Origin of the sequence: Mesorhizobium sp. M7A.F.Ca.US.011.01.1.1, from assembly GCF_003998295.1 — a bacterium.
Classification (GTDB): Bacteria; Pseudomonadota; Alphaproteobacteria; order Rhizobiales; family Rhizobiaceae; genus Mesorhizobium.
In genome coordinates this window covers 1-19061 of the sequence record NZ_RZRT01000081.1, presented here as the reverse complement: position 1 = coordinate 19061, position 19061 = coordinate 1, and the positions used below count along the sequence as shown (strand labels likewise).

Annotated in this window: 15 protein-coding genes and 4 pseudogenes; 2 read left to right on the top strand and 17 right to left on the bottom strand. The window is 61.4% G+C overall.

Annotated elements, in window-relative coordinates:
* Positions 1-281: 281 nt before the first annotated feature.
* Complete coding sequence (locus EOA13_RS34045) at positions 282-1478, bottom strand: DUF932 domain-containing protein (protein WP_127297617.1); 1197 nt, start codon at positions 1476-1478, stop codon at positions 282-284.
* Positions 1479-1885: 407 nt separating this feature from the next.
* Between EOA13_RS34045 and EOA13_RS34040 the strand changes: the two genes are divergently transcribed.
* Entirely contained in the window at positions 1886-2128 is a 243-nt protein-coding gene (locus tag EOA13_RS34040) for a DUF982 domain-containing protein (RefSeq protein WP_127297616.1), read from the top strand.
* Positions 2129-2148: 20 nt separating this feature from the next.
* Here the strand turns inward: EOA13_RS34040 and EOA13_RS39135 are convergent.
* From EOA13_RS39135 to EOA13_RS33975, 12 genes and pseudogenes are all read right to left on the bottom strand, one after another.
* Positions 2149-2308: pseudogene (locus EOA13_RS39135) on the bottom strand (SOS response-associated peptidase); the annotation flags it as partial.
* 204 nt (positions 2309-2512) lie between these two features.
* Positions 2513-3484 (bottom strand): amino acid ABC transporter permease, encoded by a 972-nt coding sequence (locus tag EOA13_RS34025; RefSeq protein WP_127297614.1) that lies wholly within the window; start codon positions 3482-3484, stop codon positions 2513-2515.
* Between the two features lie 19 nt (positions 3485-3503).
* On the bottom strand, positions 3504-4784 hold the full coding sequence (locus tag EOA13_RS34020; RefSeq protein WP_127297613.1) for an FAD-binding oxidoreductase: 1281 nt from the start codon (positions 4782-4784) through the stop codon (positions 3504-3506).
* 142 nt (positions 4785-4926) lie between these two features.
* Positions 4927-5748 carry a transporter substrate-binding domain-containing protein gene (locus EOA13_RS34015; RefSeq protein ID WP_127297612.1) on the bottom strand — a complete coding sequence of 274 codons (822 nt, stop codon included), beginning with the start codon at positions 5746-5748 and terminating at the stop codon, positions 4927-4929.
* 298 nt (positions 5749-6046) lie between these two features.
* A complete protein-coding gene (locus tag EOA13_RS34010; RefSeq protein WP_127297611.1) occupies positions 6047-7465 on the bottom strand; it encodes an FAD-binding oxidoreductase in 1419 nt (472 codons plus the stop codon).
* Positions 7462-8328, bottom strand: coding sequence for a PfkB family carbohydrate kinase (locus EOA13_RS34005; RefSeq protein ID WP_127297610.1), 867 nt, complete (start codon positions 8326-8328; stop codon positions 7462-7464). Before EOA13_RS34005 ends, EOA13_RS34010 begins: the two co-directional genes overlap by 4 nt.
* On the bottom strand, positions 8325-9179 hold the full coding sequence (locus EOA13_RS34000; RefSeq protein WP_127297609.1) for a sugar phosphate isomerase/epimerase family protein: 855 nt from the start codon (positions 9177-9179) through the stop codon (positions 8325-8327). Before EOA13_RS34000 ends, EOA13_RS34005 begins: the two co-directional genes overlap by 4 nt.
* Positions 9180-9200: 21 nt before the next feature.
* On the bottom strand, positions 9201-10061 hold the full coding sequence (locus EOA13_RS33995; RefSeq protein WP_127297608.1) for a carbohydrate ABC transporter permease: 861 nt from the start codon (positions 10059-10061) through the stop codon (positions 9201-9203).
* Complete coding sequence (locus EOA13_RS33990) at positions 10058-11020, bottom strand: sugar ABC transporter permease (protein ID WP_127297607.1); 963 nt, start codon at positions 11018-11020, stop codon at positions 10058-10060. Before EOA13_RS33990 ends, EOA13_RS33995 begins: the two co-directional genes overlap by 4 nt.
* Before the next feature lie 8 nt (positions 11021-11028).
* On the bottom strand, positions 11029-12351 hold the full coding sequence (locus tag EOA13_RS33985) for an extracellular solute-binding protein (protein ID WP_127297606.1): 1323 nt from the start codon (positions 12349-12351) through the stop codon (positions 11029-11031).
* 28 nt (positions 12352-12379) lie between these two features.
* Positions 12380-13393, bottom strand: coding sequence for an SIS domain-containing protein (locus EOA13_RS33980; protein ID WP_127297605.1), 1014 nt, complete (start codon positions 13391-13393; stop codon positions 12380-12382).
* A 192-nt stretch (positions 13394-13585) separates the two neighbouring features.
* Positions 13586-14608, bottom strand: coding sequence for a LacI family DNA-binding transcriptional regulator (locus tag EOA13_RS33975; RefSeq protein WP_127297618.1), 1023 nt, complete (start codon positions 14606-14608; stop codon positions 13586-13588).
* Positions 14609-15016: 408 nt separating this feature from the next.
* Between EOA13_RS33975 and EOA13_RS33970 the strand changes: the two genes are divergently transcribed.
* Complete coding sequence (locus EOA13_RS33970; RefSeq protein WP_206535344.1) at positions 15017-15484, top strand: MucR family transcriptional regulator; 468 nt, start codon at positions 15017-15019, stop codon at positions 15482-15484.
* A 329-nt stretch (positions 15485-15813) separates the two neighbouring features.
* Here EOA13_RS33970 and EOA13_RS39130 read toward each other — a convergent pair whose 3' ends face one another.
* The 4 genes and pseudogenes from EOA13_RS39130 to EOA13_RS33950 all read right to left on the bottom strand — a co-directional run.
* A complete protein-coding gene (locus EOA13_RS39130) occupies positions 15814-15993 on the bottom strand; it encodes a DUF309 domain-containing protein (RefSeq protein WP_245490560.1) in 180 nt (59 codons plus the stop codon).
* Between the two features lie 21 nt (positions 15994-16014).
* Positions 16015-16276 (bottom strand): annotated as a pseudogene (locus EOA13_RS33960) (nucleotidyl transferase AbiEii/AbiGii toxin family protein); the annotation flags it as partial.
* A gap of 219 nt (positions 16277-16495) precedes the next feature.
* Positions 16496-16936 (bottom strand): annotated as a pseudogene (locus tag EOA13_RS33955) (DUF6088 family protein); the annotation flags it as partial.
* 171 nt (positions 16937-17107) lie between these two features.
* Positions 17108-19061: pseudogene (locus EOA13_RS33950) on the bottom strand (hypothetical protein); the annotation flags it as partial.

Sequence of the window (19061 nt, the reverse complement as noted above, 5' to 3'; positions counted from 1 at the left end):
CCTCCAAGCCCGTCAGCAACCCTCCCCTCCCCCCTCTGCCTCCAGGCCTCACGCCAGCGCCGCCTCCCGACTTGCAGGCTCAACATGAAGCGCTGCTGGTTTCGGCTCGCGGATCTAGACGCAGCCGAGCCGCACCCGAGGCGCCTTCGGCATGTTGGCGTCACCGCGTACTCCCACGAAAGAGCGCTGTCCTCTTGCTTAGGAGGACGGCGCTGGAATTGATGGAGACGGCCTGGTGGCAAGGCCGGCGACGGAATTGTTCGTTGCCGGCCTCCTCAGGATCAGGCGGCGAAGTCGAGAAGCTTCTTGGCTTTGCCCTCCATTTCCAGGCGGACATCCTGATGCGGCTTGTCGCGCGCGACCCGCGTGATGCCCTGCACGAAATCAAAGATCGATTCCGGTGGTCTGCCTTCCTCCATGAGAACAGTATCGATGATCTTCGTGGTCTCGGACTTGGAGAAGCCGCGCTTGCGCAGGAAGCCCTGGCGATCGTCTTCGTCTCTGGCAACGACCCTTTGCCGCGCCGTCTTGATGCCGTTGACGAATGGCATGGGCGAGGAATCGGCAAACTGGATCAGCGTCGGCTCGGCTTCCAGGGCGAAACGGGAGGCCGCGTATTTTGAGTGGCGGATGGTGATTTCCTCGAAATCTTCGACGCCCCACAGATTACGATTCTGACACACTGCACGTAGATAGAAGCTGGCGATGCCGAGGGTGCGGGCTCCGACTTCGGAATTCCAGCAATAGAAGCCGCGGAAATAGAGATCCGGTTCCCCATTCGGCAGCCGCCCGGCCTCGATCGGGTTCAGATCGTCGACGAGGAACAGGAAGATATCGCGATCAGAAGCGTAGAGCGTCGTGGTGTCGCTAGAGATGTCGACGTGCGGATTGTAGATTCCCGTCGACCAGTCCAGCACGCCGGGCACTTTCCAGCGCGTGTCGCCGGTACCGTTGCCGGCAATCTTTTGCACGGCGCCCACCAGCTCTGAGTCAAATATTCTGCCGTAATCCGGGCCTGTCACCGCCCGCAACTCGAGGCGCCCGTTCTCGATTTCCAGCGTCTTAACCTGTTCGGCGCGGTGGTTGAGGAGAGCGTGCTGAAGGTTGATCGCCGCGAGCGGGGCTGGAAGCTGCCGCAGATAGGTGGCTGGTGCGCCGACCAAGGAGGCGAGTTGGCCAAAACTCCAATGCGTGGGGGCAACAGGGCCAGGCGCATCGGGCAGCATTAGCCTCAGGCGCTCCGGATCGTCGCGGCTGGCCTCGACGCGGATCAGCTCACTTTCGACGATGCGGGTCTTGCTGCGCTCCGACCGGCTCTTCACCGCATTTCCAAGGTCGTTGAGGGACAGGTATCGCTCGTCCGCCGGCCGGTTAAACCATTCTGACGAGACGCGGCCTATGCGCTGGCCGCGGCTGACGTCGACTTTGTAACCGGCACGCTCGTTACCCTTGGGCGCAAGAATTTCCATCTGGTTCATGGGTGTTGCTCCTTGGCGGGCGCCGGGAGACTCTCTCCCGGACCTTTACCCGCCACCGCAACCCGCCCGCCCTCTTCCTCTCCGGGCATCCGCGCACCATTAGAAGCGTCGGCATTGCGGCAGCGGCCGCGTCAAGGCTGACACCATGAGAGAAGGCACGGGCTTCAGGAAAGTCCGAAGACCAAGCGCCGCTTCACCTTCCGGACGCGGCAGAATTCCGCTGTGCTTTCTTGCGCACCAAGACCGGTCTGATTTTGGGTAGCGGCCTGCTGAAATTGGACAGGCAACTTGTCTTGAGATCGGACAACCGTCAGTTCTGTTCTGGCCCTAGCCACAAATGTGTAAATTGACCCTACGTCATGATACGCGAAGACCGGTATCGAAGTCGGAACTGAGAGAGTGATTGCATGTCGAGCAGGTTCGTCCGGCCCGTGGTGGTGCAAATTGGCCGGCATGACCGTGAGCGCGTCATATTCGATGTGAACGACGCAGCCACGATCCTGCTGCGAAGTGTCCCTCATCGGACGGAGAAGCGAAAACTGGCCATGGATGCGTGTCTTCAGGTTCTGCGTGGTGAAGCCCGGACGCCGGTAGCGAGACGGGCCTTTGTTACAGCGGCCTTAGAAGCGAAAATCCTACGCAGCGACTGAGGTCCAAATGATATTTTCCGGCTTTGGTGCCGGAACTCGGATGCCCGAACGAGGCAACGATGACTGGGAACAGTCCTGCCCTCAGCACGCTGACGGTGAATGGCCTGCCGCCAACTTCCCTGGCTGAAGGCCCCAAGGCAGCTCTGCCATCTCAACATCGTCCACGGAGCGCCTTATGATGACAGATCGTCTACCGAGGCGAAGGGCTCATCGGCCCGCGCAGCGATGATCGCCACCCCGTCATAGTTGGCGAGACCCTTTACCATGCGCGGGCCGAGCCGGACAGGTAATTCACTCTTGCCGACGTCGCCAATCTGCTGCTGCTCTCCGAAGCTGGCTGCAGCAGTAAAGAGCAACTCGTTTTGGCGAAATCACGGATGACGATCAGCGCTTGAGTGAGCGCCCGAACCGGTCCTCGATCCGCGACTGCAGGAATTCGAGCCCCATCGAGAGCAGCCAATAGATCATCGAGGCGGTGATGAGCATCTCGATGTGGCGGAACTCGGTCTGGCCTTGTGTGCGTGCGAGATACATGATCTCCCAGACCCCGACCACCGAGACCAGCGAGGAATCCTTCAACATCGCAATGAACTGGTTGCCGGTCGGCGGCACGATGACGCGCATCGCCTGTGGCAGGATGACCAGGAACATCGTCTGGTTAGCGCTAAGGCCGAGTGCCGTAGCACCCTCGGTCTGGCCGCGCGAGATGCTTTCGATGCCGGCACGGAAGATCTCGGTCATGTACGCGCCGTAGCAGAGTGACAGCGCCATGATGCCGGCCGGCACGGCTCCGATCACGTAGCCAATCTGCGGCAGGCCGAGATAGATGATGTAGATCTGCATCAGCAGCGGCAAGCCACGAAACAGAGAGGTATAGAAGGTCGCCAACCCATAGACCACGCCGTTGCGGGAAAGTTTGGCGATGGCGCCAACGAAGGCGATGAGGGTGGCGATGGCGATCGAAATCGCCGAAATGTAGAGGGTCGTCACTACACCCTTCGAGACGAGGAAGCCGATCTTCTTGGCGATGAACGCGAAGGACAGGTCGAAGGAATAGAAAAACAGCATTAACAACACGAACAGCTCTATCCAAACCGCCACAATCTGCTGTTTGCGGCTGAGATACCGCAGCGCGTTCCAGTTCGCCGCCACGATCAGTGCGATCAGCACCGCCGAGACCGCCCGCCCGATCTCAGGGTTGGCGGCGAGCCACTCGACTGCCCCCGGAACAAGCTTGCCGAGCCAACTGGCTTTGATGCCGAGCCCGTACAGGCCGGCGGCGAAGGCGGCGAGCATGAAGAACACGCCAACGCGGCGCGCCGCGTCCGGGTGGTTGAGCAACAGTCGGCCGATCACGTCCTCGATCTCCCTGTGGTCAACGGGCGCGCTCGCGCCACCAATCCTGCGCCTGCAGCTTCCAGTAGGTGAGTTGCGCAACCGCAAGTCCAGCCGGGCCGCCCGCCCAGGCAAGGCCGAATGGTGCGAACAGCCGGTAGCGGTCCGATTGCCCCAGTATGGCTTCGGCGATCAGCTTGCCGGCGATCGCCGTGGTGTTGATGCCATGGCCGCCAAAGGCCGTGAGGTACCAGACGCCCGGCTGCAACGGGCCTATCTGGGGCATCAGGTGTCGGGCATAAGACATGAGCCCGGACCAGGCGAGTTCGGTCTTGAGCTGTTCGAGCTGCGGATAAGTGGTGATCATCTCACGGCGTAATTGCCTCGCCAACACATCCGATGACGCTGCCCGGGTGGTGATGCGCCCTCCCCAGAGCAGCCGCCTGCCGTCTTCGACAACACGGTAATAATCGCCTGCGCGGCGGTTGTCGCCGACGGCGTCGGTCGTCGTAATCGCCTTGGCGATGAGGTCAGGCGCCTCCTCGCTCACCATGACGTAAGTGGCGATCGGCAGGAATGCCCGCTGCAGCCGGCTGACCAGTGGCCCCGTATATCCGCCGGTGGCAAATACGGCCTGGCGGGCGCACACTTCGCCGCTGTCGGTACGCAAGACCTTTTCGGCGCCGTCAAGGTTGGCTTCAACGGCAGCCGTTCTCTCGTATATCCTGCCGCCCAGCCGTTCGATCTCGCCAGCAACGGCGCGCAGATAGTTAAGCGGATGCATGTGGAAGGCGCTGGGATCGCGCAGGCCTTGGTGGTAGCGATCGGAACGCAGCACCGCTCTCACCTGGTCGCGATCGAGATAGTCGAGCCGATAGTCGAAATCCCGCGCCAGCTGCTCGGCATATGCCTTGAGCGCGGGGCCACCATCGTGGCGAAGCACGCTCAATATACCGGAGCGCGGCTCTGCCGCCTTGATATCGAGATCGCGGATCGTCTGCCGCACGAAGTCGACGCCTTCGATGGACAGGCGGTGCAGTTTTTGTGCCGCGCCCACGCCGGCCATCGCGGCGATGTTGTCGGTGCCGGTGGCGAAGCCGGGATTGACGAAGCCGCCATTGCGACCGGAAGCGCCGAAGCCGATGCGCTGCGCCTCAAGCACGACGACCTGCTGGCCGGCGCGAGCCAGCTGCAACGCCGTCGTCAGGCCGGCCAGTCCGCCTCCGACAACGACTGTTTCGCACTCCGAAACGCCGCTCAGCGCCGGTCTGATGGTGTTGTCGGCAAGCGTGCGTCCGTAATAGGTGTCAGGATATGTCATGATCAGTATGATGAGGTGGTGGCACTAGAGCATTTTGCAGGCAGGCGGAGCCGCCCGGTGTCGTGGAAATGCAGCTGAAACAAAACAGATGGAGCGGGATGTCAATTGAATGTATCCCGCTCAAGCTTGTCCACGACGCTCCTCAGTCGGCGCCGTAATCCTTGCCGTACCACTTGGTGGTCAGCTTCGCGAGGGTACCGTCCTTCTTCATCTCGTCGAGAATGCCGCCGATCTTGGCATTCCACTCGCCATCACCTTTTTCCGCGATCACCACCAGTGGCTCACGGAAGGCATAGCCGCCTTCTAGGACACGCAGGGGGTAGCCGTTCTTTATCGCGTTCTGCGCCGTCTGTTCCGGTGCGATGACCGCGTTGAGGCGCACGCCGTCGCCGAGCCTCAAATCGTCGAACGGCAGCATTGAGTCGGCGAAAGTCCTGATCTCACCGGGCTCCAGCTTGTATTCGATGGGCGGCAGGCCGGGAGCATCGATCTCGAGTTGTCTGCGGATGAAATCCTCCGACGTGGTGGCGGTCTCGACGCCGATGATCTTACCATTCAGGTCGGCGACCGATTTGGCCGGGCTGTCCTTGTGAACCACGTAAACGTAGGGGCTATAATAATAGATGCCTTCGAAATCGATCACCTTGGCCCGCGCTTTGGTCGGCGTCACCGAGCCGACACCCAGATCGTAGCGTCCCTGCCAATGGCCGCCCGTCATCGTCGCCCAGTCCGGCGTGTCGAAACTGACCTCGACACCGAGGCGCCTTGCGATCTCCTTCGAGACGTCGATGTCGAATCCGACCAACTGATTGCTGTCATCGAGGAAGCTTTGCGGCGGCCAGCCGCTGTTTGTGGCGACCACCATTGCCTTCTTCGAGGTAACCCGGTCGATGGTTTCACCCGCCGACGCCGCAAACGCAAACGCGGTAGTGGCCAATGCCAGCCACGCGATCAATTTCCTCACTTAAACCTCCCTCTTCATCGTCCTTCAGACATATGCTCCCCAAAAGCGCCTCCCCCGTAGAGAAAGGATAATTTGAGAGCGCGACATGAGATCGATCTCATATCAGATTAGGCACACATATCGACAAGGGCATCAAGCCTTTTTTCAGCGATTGGACAGAAAACCCGGCCGGCTTTTATTTTGCCGGCAACGCGCCGACAATCGGCGACTACAGCGACGCATCGGCGGCACTGTCGTGAAGTTTTCGTGACGTCGTATCCACCTTGTGGCGTGACGGACAAGATGCTCTGCACGTCGCTTATGTCTTGCGGCGGCCCGGCTTGAGCCCAGCCAGCAGAGTGGTGATCCTGTCCGCCTTCCGGTTGCGGATCTCGGCCTCATTCTTGCGGCGCACCGCGCCGCGGACGAGCTTGGCGCCGAGATAGCGGAACGGCTCGGGCGGCAGCGACATCCGACGCTCGATGCCGACCAGCCCGCTGGCGCTCCAGCGATCGCTGCGCTCCAGCACCAAGCTGGCCAGTATCCGCCCGCCAATCGGCGTTTGCGCGATGCCGGTTCCATTGAAGCCCATGCCGTAGAAAATATTGGGATGGCCGCGCAGGTGATCGAAGACCGGAACGTGTTCGGGTACACAGTCGATGGGACCTGACCAGTCATACTCGACCCGCACGCCACGCAGCGCCGGATAGACTCTGTGCAGTTCCCGCACATTGTCACGGCCATGCTCGGAGCTGCGGTTGAAGCTGGCGCCGAAGTTTCCGGCGAACGCCAAATTGCCGCTGCCGCGGCCGAAGATCACCCTGCCCATGCTGGTGCGCTGGTAGTAGAGGACCTGTGCCTGTGAATCGCAGATCGAGGCACCATCGCGCCAACCAATGCTGTCGAGCAGTTCGGGCACGGCGGCGGTCGCGACCACTTCGCTGTCGACGACGTAGAGATGGCGGCGCAGTTCCGGCAGCGCTGAGAGCCATGCGTTGGCGGCAAGCACAACTTTCTCTGCCCGCACCCGGCCTTCCGCCGTGCGCACCGTGCATGTCCTGCCGGTTTCGATGTCGAGGACCGGGCTGCGCTCGTGGATGATGACGCCGCAGGCCAATGCCAGCTTGCGCAATCCGATGGCAAGCTTGGCGGGATGGACCGTGCCGGCATTGGTCTCGGCGACTCCGACATAGGATGCCGATGAACCGGTGCGGCGTTGAATGTCGTCGGCCGTCAGCGGCTTGAAACGGTTTTCTCCAACAGCCGCAGTCGTGGCAACCGCGTTCTCCCAGGCGCCTTCCTGCGCAATTGAGCTCGCGGTCCACAGCCATCCGTCCAGCCTCAGATCCATGTCTATGGTGCCGTTTTGCTGCAGCGCCTTCAGCTCCGCGATCGATGCCACCGTGTCGGCGCAGAGCTGTCGCGCTTCTTCGAGGCCGACGACGGCACCGATCTGGTCGATTTCGGCGAACCAGGAATGAACTTGGCCGCCATTGCGCCCCGAAGCTCCTGAACCGCATAGATCGGCCTCAAGCACGATGACCCGTGTTTCCGGCGCCAATTCACGGATGCGCAGCGCCGTCCACAGGCCGGTATAGCCCCCACCGACGATCACCACGTCGGCGCGCACGTCGCCTCTCAACGGTTCGGTCGCGGTGTCGGCGCCGATGTCCTGCAGCCAGAAGGAGCGGTCGGATGGAAGCGCCACCTTCGGCTGTCGCAAACGCAGTGTCGTCACGGCCGGGCTCCCTGGGCGTCGGCAATGAAGCTGGCATATTTGGCCGGCAGCCAATCTGGTATGGGACGCGGTCTCTGGGGAAACCCGCCGAGATGTGTGCAGGTCTGCGCCGCGGCGATTGAAGCCTCGCGCAATGCCTCCGAGGCGCTAAGGCCGCCGAAACGGAAGCCGGTGAGGAAGGTGGCGATAAAGCTGTCGCCGGCGCCACACGTATCCACGACATCGACAAGCGTCGCCGGTGCATGCACCACGTCATTCATGCCATCGTCAAAGTAGGATCCGCAACGGCCGCAGGTCAAAGCCACCTGGCTCGCGCCGGCGGCCCTGAGCGCGGACAGCAATGGCTCGATGGGGACATCGACATCGTCCGGGCCGGAGGCAAACAGCATCGGCACGCCGCCGAGCGGCAGTGCCAGATGCGCCGTCGATACATCAATGCTGAACGGCACACGATTTGCGACCATCCGGCGGACAAGGTCTCTGTTGGCATTGGTGCCGAGATGCACCCAGTCGGCTGTGGCGATGATCGCATAGTGCTCCGGCGACGGCATGTAATTCTCGCCAACCCCGAAGGATTCGTGCAGGAACCTGCGCTCCCCGGATTCGTCGCGAAGCAAGGTGACCGCGGTGTCGCCGGGGCGACGTTCGACGTCATCCGGCGAAAGGCCGACGCCTGCCAATTCGGAAAGTACCATGTCACCCTCAGCATCCTCGCCGACAGCGCCAAAATACCGTGCCGTCCAGCCGTTGCGCCGCCATTGCGCGGCAACGTTCAGCGCATTGCCACCGACGGTAAGCAGACCGTTGGTCAGGTAAGCGTCGAGGCAATTGTCCCCGACAGCGACAAGCTTCTTTGAGGTCATGCCAGCACCGTTGCGCGATTCAGGTACGGCTCGATAGCGTTGAGGCAGCGCGTCCAGGCCCCTATCGGATCCAGCGCATAGGATCCATTGCCGAACGGCTCGAAAGTGAACTTTCCGGCATAGCCGAGGCGCGCGAGTTCGCTGACATAATGGCCGAGCGGCAGCGTGCCCTCCCCCCACACCAGATGCCCGCCTGGTGTGCCATCGACCAGATGAACATGCGCCAGCCGCGAGCCGAACAGGTCAACATAGCCGGCCACGGTGTCGCCGGCCGTGGCCATGGCGACAGTGTCGAGCACGACATCGACGTTGCCGGCGCCCACCTCGTCCAGCATTTGGCGCAGACCTGCCGCATCATTGACGATGTTGCTCTCGAACCGCTGCAACGGCTCGAGCAGGCAGCGCACCCCGTTTGCGGCGGCATGCCGGGTGATCTCGCCGATCGCGTCGACGGCGCGGTCCCATGCCGGTTGACGGGGTTGGCTCTCGTAGCCCCGGCCAGGCGTCAGGAAGAGGTAGCGGGCGCCAAGCGCCGCGCAGATGTCGGCTGCACGGCAAAACCGCTCGATGCTGTCTTGACGCAGTGCCGCTTCGCCGGAGGCGATGTTGATTGGGTACAACACCTGCTCTGGGGTGAAGCACCAGGCCGACAGCTCGTTGTCGGCAAGCACCCGGCGAACGGATTCGACACGCCCGTCCGTAGCATGGAACAGGTCCAGATGCTGGGCAATCCCCCACAGCTCGATCTCGCGCATGCCAAAGTCGCGGATCGTCCTGGCGACCTCATCGAAGGGGATGTGCTGAAAGCTGAAATTGGCTCCGATCAGCTGGTGGGCAGCGAGCTGCGGCATGAAGGCTCCTTTCGGGAATTGTTATTTGCCGATGCCTTCGGCCAGACCACGGATGAAGTAGCGTTGCGCAGCAAAGAACACGATCACGATAGGCAGGGCCGAGATCGTCATGGCCGCGAACACCACGGCGTAATTGGTCCCGTGGGTTGCCATGATCGACGTCAGTCCAACCGGCAGTGTCTGCACATCCGAGCCGCTCGTGAAGATCATGGCGAAGAGATATTCGTTCCAGGCGAACAGGACGTGCAGGATGACGCAGGAGATGATGATCGGCCGGCACAGCGGCAAGGTGATGCGCCAGAAGATCTGACCCTCGCTGGCGCCATCCATCGTCGCCGCCTCGTCGATGTCTTCAGGCAGATCCAGCATGTAGGCGCGGATGAGGAAGGTGGTGAACGGCACCCGGAACGCCGTGTAGAGAATGATCAGCGCCCAGTAGGTGTTGTAGAGACCGAGCGCCTGCAACATCTTCACCAGTGGAATGATCGCCACGGTGGGGCTGAGCATCAAGCCGCCCAGCACGATGCCGACGACCAGCGGCTTTGCCGGCATCCTCGTTCGGGTCAGGCCAAACGCGGTCCAGGCGCTGATCAGCACCGTGCATATGGCCGAGGCAACGGTCACCAGCACGGATACGGTGACATAGCCCCGAACGCCCTGGTTCCAGGCCTGCACATAGTTGTTCCAGGACCAATGGGCAGGCAGAGCGAAGGGATCGCCGAAGATCTGCGCATTGTCCTTGAAGCCGCTCAGCGCCATCCAGATCAGCGGATAGATCACGACGACACCGAGGCAGACCAGGAACGAATAGAGGAAAGTCCGGGCGAAGACGGACCACACGTTAACATGCCGGATCCGCCCGACCGCAACCGTCGCGCTCATAGCTGCACCCGGCGGCGCTTCGTGTACCAGAGCTGCGCCGCGCCGGTCAGCATAGTCAATACGAAGATGACGGCGGCAATCGCGGCGCCATAGCCAAAATTGTCTTCAATAAAGGCCTTCTGGTAGAGCCATGTGCCCAGCACCTGGCTGCTGTTGTTTGGCCCGCCCGCGGTCATGACCATGACCTCGTTGAACACCTGGAACGCGCCGGTGATCGTGACAATGATCATCAGCCCCGTCATTTCCCGGGTCAGCGGAAAGGTGATGCTCCACAGGCGACGAACCGGGCCGGCGCCGTCAATGGTTGCGGCATCGTAAAGGTCGCGCGGGATCTTCTGGATAGCGATGGCAAACAATAGCGTCGAGTAGCCAAATCCCTGCCATTGGCTCATGGCGATGATGGCGTAGATGGCGGTGTGCTCGTTCCCGAGCCAGGGCATGACGAACTGGCTGAGACCAACGCGGCTGAGCGCGGCATCCAGCAAGCCGATCTGCGGCTGGTAGATGAAATAAAACAGCAGTCCGGTCACGGTGATCGAGATGGCCGACGGCACGAAATAGACGGCACGCCACAGGCGGCGCCAGCGTTCGCTCCTCAGGTCCTCGATGATGGCCGCCAGCAGGAACGCGCCGAAGACCTGGAAGATAACGGAAATGATGGCGTAGAGGCAGTTGTTCCACAACGCCAGCAGCACGACCGGGTCATGCAGCAGCCGGTCATAATTGGCAAGGCCGACATTGGTGACCTCGCCGGTATAGATGTCCTGGTCGGTGGTGCTGACGATGAAATTGTCGACGATCGGATAGTAGACGAACCAGCCGATGAGGATCAGTGCAATCGCCGCCCATCGCAACGACAACAGATTGGCGAAGCGGGCCCGCGGCCTCTTTGGCCGTTGCGGCCTGGCGACGCCGCGAAGCAGGGCGCCGCTCTCCATTGTGTCCGAGGCCCTTGCCATGGTCTGCTTTATTTGGCTGCGGATGCGGCCTTGCGCACCTCGTCCATCACTTGTTCGGGCGTCATCGAGCCACCTGCCAGCGCCTGCAGGCTGGAGAGCCAGACGGCGGCGACGCGCGGCGGGTTGGCCGTGTCCAACCAGGGCATGAGGTAGGAGGCCGCGTTGATGTCCTTGAGACCATCAACGACAGCAGCGCTCATGTTCTTTTCCGACGCGCCGCCGATGGTGGCGCTCGGCTGGCCGTAGGGTGGCGCTGACAGGACCTGCGCGTTTTCCTTGGAGGTCGCGAACTTCATGAAATCGATCGCTAGCGGGATGTTCTTCGATGCCGCATTGATCATGTAGCCTTCCGGCGCGCCCTCAATCGACTTGGGATCACCCTTGGCGCCGGCGGGCACCGGCAGTCTGAAGAACCCGAAATCGGCGGGTTTCAGGGCCGAATCCGGCGTGGCGGCCTGATCGAACTCGATGATCTCCTGATAGTACATGGCGGACTGCGCGTTGGTGAAGGCCTGGAGAGCCGAGGCATAAGACGTGCCGTTGACGCCGGCTCCATCAGTGCAACGCTCGACAAGCTGGCTGAACTGCTTGAGCGCCGCGACATAGCCTGGATCGCCGTAATCGGCAGCGGCTGGATCGAAGTCGCGTTCCAAGGTCGCCTGCGGCACGTTGTAGGCGAGCAACTGGCCGGCGAAGTGGATTGCCGGCCAGGCCTCCTTGTTGCCGAACGAAATCGGTGTCGCGCCGGATTTGCGAATGGCGTCGCAGCTGGTCAACAGTTCATCGAAAGTGGCTGGTGCCTTGAGGCCGAGCTTGGCGAAGACCTGCTTGTTGTAGCCCATGAACTTGGCATCCTGGTAAAGCGGAATGCCATAGAACTTGCCATTGTATTCGAATGCCTTGACAGCGGCCGGAGAGAGCGTCTTGCCCCAGTCCGTGTCGGGGCCGATGACGGCGCTCAGGTCGACTGCGCGATTGCCGCGCACGAAGTTGCCGCCCCAGCTTCCTGTCCAGGAGAAGTAGATATCGGGCAGCGAATTCGAAGCCACCAAGGTCTTCGTCTTGCCTTTCACGCTGTCGTCGCTCTCCTGGATGAGTTCGACCTTCACGCCCGGATGGAGCTTTTCATAGTCCTGCGCCAGATTGACGAAATAGGGCGACAGCTGCTGCAGTCCGAACTTAGTCAGGATCGACAGCGTGCCGCTGTATTCCACCTTGGCGTTGGGATCGGCCGCAACCGGCACCGAAGCGGCGAAACTGCCGACCATCGACAGCCCCAATGATGATACCGCGGCCACTGTGACCGCCACGACTTGCAGCGAACGTTCCATTAGCAGCTCCTTCAGAGGTGAGAGTGGGTCAGTATTCAACGCGTTTGTAGTAGCGACGTGTCGTCAGCGGGTGATTGCGCAGCACCTCGAGATGCGCGCTCAGCCGCTCGAGCAAGGTGGCAAGCAGGACCGGCGAGATCATGCTCCGCACCTGGGCGGAAATGCCCGGCAATTTGACCGAGGCGGCGTCGAGCGTACGAACACGGTCCGTGTAGCGTGTGGCAAAATTCTCGACCCGGTCGGCCAACGGGCGAAGCGCATCCTCGCCCTTGAACACGAAGACGCTAACGCCGGGTTCGACCAGTTCGAGCGTGCCATGAAAGAAGTCCGCGGCGTGCACAGGGCGGGTGCGGATCCACTGCATCTCTTCGAGGATGCACATGCCGTAGTAGTTGGCTTCGGGCCAAACCGATCCCGCGCCGGTGAAGATGTGATAGGTTTCGTCCTTGATCGTCCCCGCCAGTTCGGCGGCCTTGCCCTCGAACGCGGCCTTGGCATCGGCGAGCAGGCCCGGCAACAGCTTGAGCTCGGCGACAGTCGCGTCGAAGCCGTCATATTCGCCGCGTTCGGCCAGAAGCGCCAAGACGATCAGCAACGTCTGCAGGTAGAACGATTCCGATGATGTGTCGTCTTCGGCGAAATTCGTGAAGTTGTGGTCAGCTTCCCGCGCTATCGGCGAGTCCGAATGGCCCGTGAGCGAGATCGTGCGGACGCCCCGCTTCTTTAGGAAAACCATGAGTTCGACGCCTTCCTTGGTCGTACCCGACAAAGACGGGATGACAACCACAGCCTTGCTGTCGAGACCGGCCGGCGGGTCGAGCACGACCTGTGCCGGATATGCCGCGCAGACCGGGAAGGTGGAGTAACGCTGCGCCAGTTCGATCGCCGGGAGCGTCAGGAGCTGCACGCCGCCGGTACCCATGAAAAACAGTCGCTCGACGCCCTCCGAAATCAGCGTGCGCATGAGCGAGCGCGCCTCGCCCGCGATGGCAACGGCCCCGCTCTGAATCCTTATGAAGCGATCTTTGTCGAAGTTCAGCATGTAGTTCTTCCTTGTACTCGGATGCGGTAGAGCCTCTATCCGGGCGCAAGGATCGATGCGCCCGTCTCACCAGACTTTGATCAGTCTCGATCAATGTGAGATCGATCTCACATTTGGATAATGGCCATGCAATTCCGCGATTGGCAAGCCCTTGCCGACAAAGTTATTGAAAACGGAGGAATCCGGCCGTTGTCAGCGCCTGCTGAACCGCGCAACCGAACCGCGCACGATCAGGCGCGTCGGGAACCGGATATGGCGAGGCGCGATCTTCTTGCCGGACAACCGTTCGAGCAGAAGCTTGGCAGCCAGCGGGCCGATCTCCGAGATCGGCTGGGCTACCACGGTGATCTGGGGGTCGGTGAAGGTGGCGAGATTGAAGTCGTCGAAGCCCACCAACGACACGTCGTGGGGGATCGACAGGCCCATCGAGCGCAGACCGAGAAGCGCGCCCTGGGTCATCAGGCTATCCACGGTGAACAGCGCCGTCGGGCGGTTGCGGCGGCTGAACAGGCGGATGGTCGCGTCGACGGCATGTTCGACGGTCGAGCGCGACACGCTGATCAGCGATTCGTCGAGCGCAATGCCATGGGACTGCAATGAATTCTGGTATCCGGCAAGACGTTCCTGCGCGGTGAAGATGCGCGACTCGTCGCGCAGCAGTCCGATCCGTTGATGGCCATTGGCGACGAGGTAGTCCACGGCCTCGCCCGCCCCGCCCTCATTGTCGACGACGACGCTGTCGCAATGCACCTCTTTGACGACGCGGTCGATCAGCACGACCGGCGCGCCTTCACGCACCAGCTGGACGATATGCTCGCTGTCGGTTGCGGAGGTCGGCGCCAGGATGAAGCCGCGGATGCTCAGCGACCGCAGGCTTTCCAACAGCTCCTTTTCCTGTTCGACATTTTCCTCGCTGCTGGCGATCAGCAGGTTGTGGCGATGCTTGCGCAGCTCAACCTCGATGTCGTGAGCGATGCGTGCGAAGAACGGATTCTGGATGTCGCCGGGCACGAAGCCGACGATCGGCAACTGACCGCTGCGCAGGGCCTGCGCCACGAGATTGGCCCGGTAGCCCAGTTTTTCGGCGGCTTCCAGAACCCGCAGCGCGGTCTCGTCGCCGACGTAGCCGTAGCTGTTGAGCGCACGCGCCGCCGTCGCGCGCGACACATTGGCCGCGGCGGCAACGTCCTTCAAGGTGATCCCTTTCTGCGTCACGGTTACTTTTCCTCCTGCGATCCTGACCTGGTCGCATCGTGCTTCCGGCTCTGCGTTGCATTTATCTTGTGCGGCATATCCGCGAATTCTCAAACTTCCAACGCCGCTTGTGCACGCTCTTTCCTCAAGCGTCCTATCATCGATTTTGGAAGAAGTGCCGGAAGCATCTCTGCCCGATGCCGAATAGTCGGCATGGAGCCAACAGAAAACGATTGGCAGTCTGGACCGGCTTGCCCAGACGAACAGGGGGACGGACCAACCCGCGCACGACGCGGGCTGCATTGCCATGACCGCTGTGCAGAAACAGCCATCGCAATAATGCCCAATGCGCTCGTTGCGTTTGGCGCCAACCGCCACTATGAAACGGACAATTTCGCCGACTGTCTTTCAAGCCGCCAGGAGAGTTTCGTGACAGAAGAAGCTGAAAGCAATGCCGGTAACCTGATCGAACTCACTGCCGACGTCGTCTCGGCCTTTGTCTCGAACAATCCGGTTCCGGTCGGTGACTTGCCGGCCCTCATCAGTCAGATCCACGCCGCATTGAAGGGCACCGCCGGCGGCGGTGCTGCGCCGGATAAGTCCGGGGCTCTCAAGCCTGCCGTGCCGATCAAGAAATCGGTCACTCCGGACTACATTGTCAGTCTTGAGGACGGGAAGAAGTTCAAGTCGTTGAAACGCCATCTCGCGACCCACCACAACCTGACGCCCGACGAATATCGCACCAGATGGGGCCTGCCAGCGGACTATCCGATGGTCGCGCCGAACTATGCCGCAGCGCGCTCGGCATTGGCCAAGACGATGGGGCTCGGCCGAAAGCCGAAAGAACCGGAAAAGCCGGCGCCGGTGAAGCGGACGCGCACGAAGACCGCGGCCTGATTGCTGCAGATCCATCGGCCTATGTAGCCCGGACACAAAATAGGCGGGAGTAACCAGCCTTCCACAGGCGGAGCTGGGTTGAACCCTACCAAGGGTTGCCGATCAGACACTCTCAAGTCTTGGTGCGAGAATAAAATCGAAAACGGCTCGGGCTGGTCAGGCTTTGGTTCTGGCAAAATCCGGGAAGGTACGGCTGCTTCGGCATATTCTGCAAGCGCGGCAGGTGTCATCCGAGTGCGGTCTCAAAGAGCCGGCTGGGCATCATCACCACCTGACGAAAAAGCCCGGCAGCTTTTGTCGCATGGCGCACGGCAGCGACCCGCTTTCCCTCACGGATTTTCACCCCGGCTGCCGCCAGCAGGATCAGCCTTTGAAGAACAGGCGGTGCTGCGTGCTCCGTTCGCAGCGTGCCAGAGAGGCTCCCAAGCCTCATGGGCTTCCCAGTAATAGCCGTGGTTGAAAAGGTCGATTCCCCATCGAAAGACATCCGAGCCCAGTGGCTTCCGCAAGGGCTATGGTCACGGGCTGGCATCGCGGAACACAGTCACGTCGATGTCTTCCGAAAACCGGCCGATCAGGCCGAACCCCTTGGAAAGGAAGGTGCCCCCTTTGAATAGCAGCCGTGGACTGTCGTTCGGGCATGCCGTTGAACAGCGCGTCCAAGGTCCAGCACACCCAGAAGTCCTTTTCGATATTCTGCGGCGTGGAGCTATGACGCTGAGCTGTTGTCGTAAACAGGCCCGCCCTTGTCTCGGCGTCGGCGCTCAAAACTTGGTCATAGGCAGAATTGATTGGCTCGGCATTCTCGGTGGCGTAGTCCCGTTCGGCTGGAGCTGGGCTTGGGATATCTCGGCCGCGTCCTTCAGCAGGGACTTCAAAAAAACTTGCATCCAAGCGGGAAGGGTTGGCAGGCCTTCGGCCAGATCGGCCCCGGAGGCGCTCACCTTGGTCGGAATCGTTCAGCAGTCTGCGCAGACGCCGCAACAGTTTCTGGTTTCCGTCATCCTGGCCCAGCATATCGCGCATCCAATGCAGCGCCTGGACGACGCGCATTGCCGGACGCCCTGCCCAATAGAGTTTGCTGGCCGACGTGGGCCGGAAGGTGATGTCGAGGTTGCCAAGGCGAATCGGCCGCAACCGCGCGTCGGCGTGAACGACGATGCGAGCCGGCACCGCGTTAGTCAGACCGAGGTCATTTGCTGCGGTCATGCCGTCGACGAGGACCCGGATCTGATCGCGCCGTGCTACGGCATCAATGACGCGACGGGGGTCTGGTGGGCTTTTCTGCTGGGTCAGGGTGTTGAATGTCGGTCGATCGTACAGTCCGCGATCAATCCGCCGCAGCTCAGCGGCCTTGACCGTCCGCTGCAGCACCTTGTCCACCGCATCGCGATTGCCAAGGTCAAGAAAATCCGCAGGCGTCCAGGCCGTGCGTGGTGGACTTGCCACCATGCGATCTTGGATGAGAGCCTTCAGGTCGGATCGAGTCTCGCTCATGTCCGAAAAATGTCCACATATTTCGGACTGGCAACCTGGCTTACTTGCTACTAGCTCGACGTCCTCATCAAATGATTGGTAGCGCAAAACGCCCTCATCGAGCGGTTACGACACAATCACCCATTACTATCCAAGTTCGTGAATCGCTACGCTCGGCACAACAGCCTTGGCAATCTCACATAGGTGCTGGTGATGCGTAAGATAGATCACCTGACCGGCACTTGCCATTTCGCCAAACAACCTGAAGACCTCCTCGGAACGGACATGGTCGAAGGTTTCCATGATGTCGTCTGCGATGAAGGGTACGGAGGGCCGAAACTGCGCAAACTCGTAGTACCCCGCAAGCCTCAGGGCCAGATAGAGCTGAAAGCGCGCGCCCTTTGACAACGCATCGGCGACCTTGGATTGCCCATCGCGCTGCAACGCGATGAGCACTTCCCCACCCTTCACAGGTTGAGTTGTCAGGCCAGAGTACTGGCCGCGCGTCATAAGGGCGAACGCGTCTGATGCGCGCTCCATCATCCCGGAGCGGTGACGCTCGCGATAGAGACGCAGAGCATTTCCAGCCGACATTATTCCCAATCTGAGCTCGATATAGCGGACGGCCTTTTCCTCGATTTCCAGAAGGACCGTACGCCGTTCGGCATCTATGCGAGCAACAGCGCTGTCGCCGCCAATGGCGTCCAGCTTGTCGGTCGCGCGCGTCTGCCGAATGAGCTGTTGCTGCAACACCTCGTCAAGGTCGCGAAGCCGTTGCTCCGCTTCGGCCTTCTCGATTGCGAGACTGTCGAGATTGACGGCCTCCAATATCGAACGCGCCTGCTCGAACCCTTCTACCCCGAGTTCGGACGACACCTGCTCCTCGAGTTCGGCCACGGCTGTGCGCAGGCGATCCCTGTCGCGCAGCAGTTCGTCGCGTTGCACGACTTCGGATAGCGTGGCCACGCCAAAGACGCTCAGGACCTCGTTCTTGCGCCGCTCATGTGCCGAAATCTCGGCATCGAGGATCTCACGCCCATCCTCCAAGCGCTGCAGGTCAATGACGAGGCTTGCCTTGGCCTCGCGCGTGCGCTCGGCGCGCTCCAGGCGCTCGGCAAGTCGAATCGCGAGCTGTTCCGGTTCGTCGTCGTCGGCCGCCTCGTCCGCTTCGGCTGCAATGGCGGTAACGTCGACCAGGAAATTGTTCCTGTCGGCCTCCATCTTCTCGATACGGAGTTGCATGGCGCCGCGGTCTTGAAGACATTTGGACAGTTCAGCCAATTGATCGAGGACGCCGCCGACGCCGGGCGCCGAGATGCCGCTCTCGAGCCATGTCCCCTTGAGCGCTTCGGCAACGCCGGTTAGCCATTCCTCCTCTCGCCGCTCAGCGACTTCGATGGCTCGACGTCTGGCGGCCAAGTCATCTTGCCTTGCGCTAACGGTCTTGAGCGCCTCGGTGCACTCAGCGTCCACTTTGAATTGCCTTTCAAGGAACAGCTCTGCCACCGCCATGACCGTCTCCAGGCTGTCACCAAGATCTGAACCGACGCCGACACTCGCCAGCGCACCGCTCAGCTCCAGGCGTATTCGCCCTTCCTCATCAACCGAGCGCTCGGTCTTCTTGCGGGAAAGCTCGATCTCCTCCCAGGCCGCGAGCGCATCGATCCGGGCAGCAATGCGATCCCCGATCATTTCGATCAGCTGCTCGGGGGATGTTTCCTCGCACGGGCCGAGCAAGTCTCTTGCCGCTGCGCGAATTTCCAAGAACATTGCCTCCAGATCCGAGCCAATGCGTGCAAGTTGGTCGCGCGCATGCGCGATGTTGGCCGCGGCTTCAGCGAGGTTGCGGTTTGTGCTGCGAATCTCAACGAGCTCCCGGGCGTTAGCCAGACGGCCTGCCGCGACGCTGTCGTCTCGGGCCAGTGCTGCCGCGAAATCATCCGCAGTTTCGCCGGTCAGGTCATCGCGATGCCTTGCCCAAGCCTCGTCCCGGGCGCGCCGAATGGCGCCCGCCACATCATCGTCGGTGACATCGACCGAGGCACGAAGGGCATCCAGCCGCACCGACAGCAAGTCGTGATTGTCCTGGTGCTGGGCTAGA

Bases quoted from the DNA above. Each gene is read 5' to 3' on its own strand.
- EOA13_RS34045 (WP_127297617.1), bottom strand. From the start codon at position 1,478: ATGAACCAGATGGAAATTCTTGCGCCCAAGGGTAACGAGCGTGCCGGT.
- EOA13_RS34040 (WP_127297616.1), top strand. From the start codon at position 1,886: ATGTCGAGCAGGTTCGTCCGGCCCGTGGTGGTGCAAATTGGCCGGCAT.
- EOA13_RS34020 (WP_127297613.1), bottom strand. From the start codon at position 4,784: ATGACATATCCTGACACCTATTACGGACGCACGCTTGCCGACAACACC.
- EOA13_RS34005 (WP_127297610.1), bottom strand. From the start codon at position 8,328: ATGACCTCAAAGAAGCTTGTCGCTGTCGGGGACAATTGCCTCGACGCT.
- EOA13_RS34000 (WP_127297609.1), bottom strand. From the start codon at position 9,179: ATGCCGCAGCTCGCTGCCCACCAGCTGATCGGAGCCAATTTCAGCTTT.
- EOA13_RS33995 (WP_127297608.1), bottom strand. From the start codon at position 10,061: ATGAGCGCGACGGTTGCGGTCGGGCGGATCCGGCATGTTAACGTGTGG.
- EOA13_RS33990 (WP_127297607.1), bottom strand. From the start codon at position 11,020: ATGGCAAGGGCCTCGGACACAATGGAGAGCGGCGCCCTGCTTCGCGGC.
- EOA13_RS33985 (WP_127297606.1), bottom strand. From the start codon at position 12,351: ATGGAACGTTCGCTGCAAGTCGTGGCGGTCACAGTGGCCGCGGTATCA.
- EOA13_RS33980 (WP_127297605.1), bottom strand. From the start codon at position 13,393: ATGCTGAACTTCGACAAAGATCGCTTCATAAGGATTCAGAGCGGGGCC.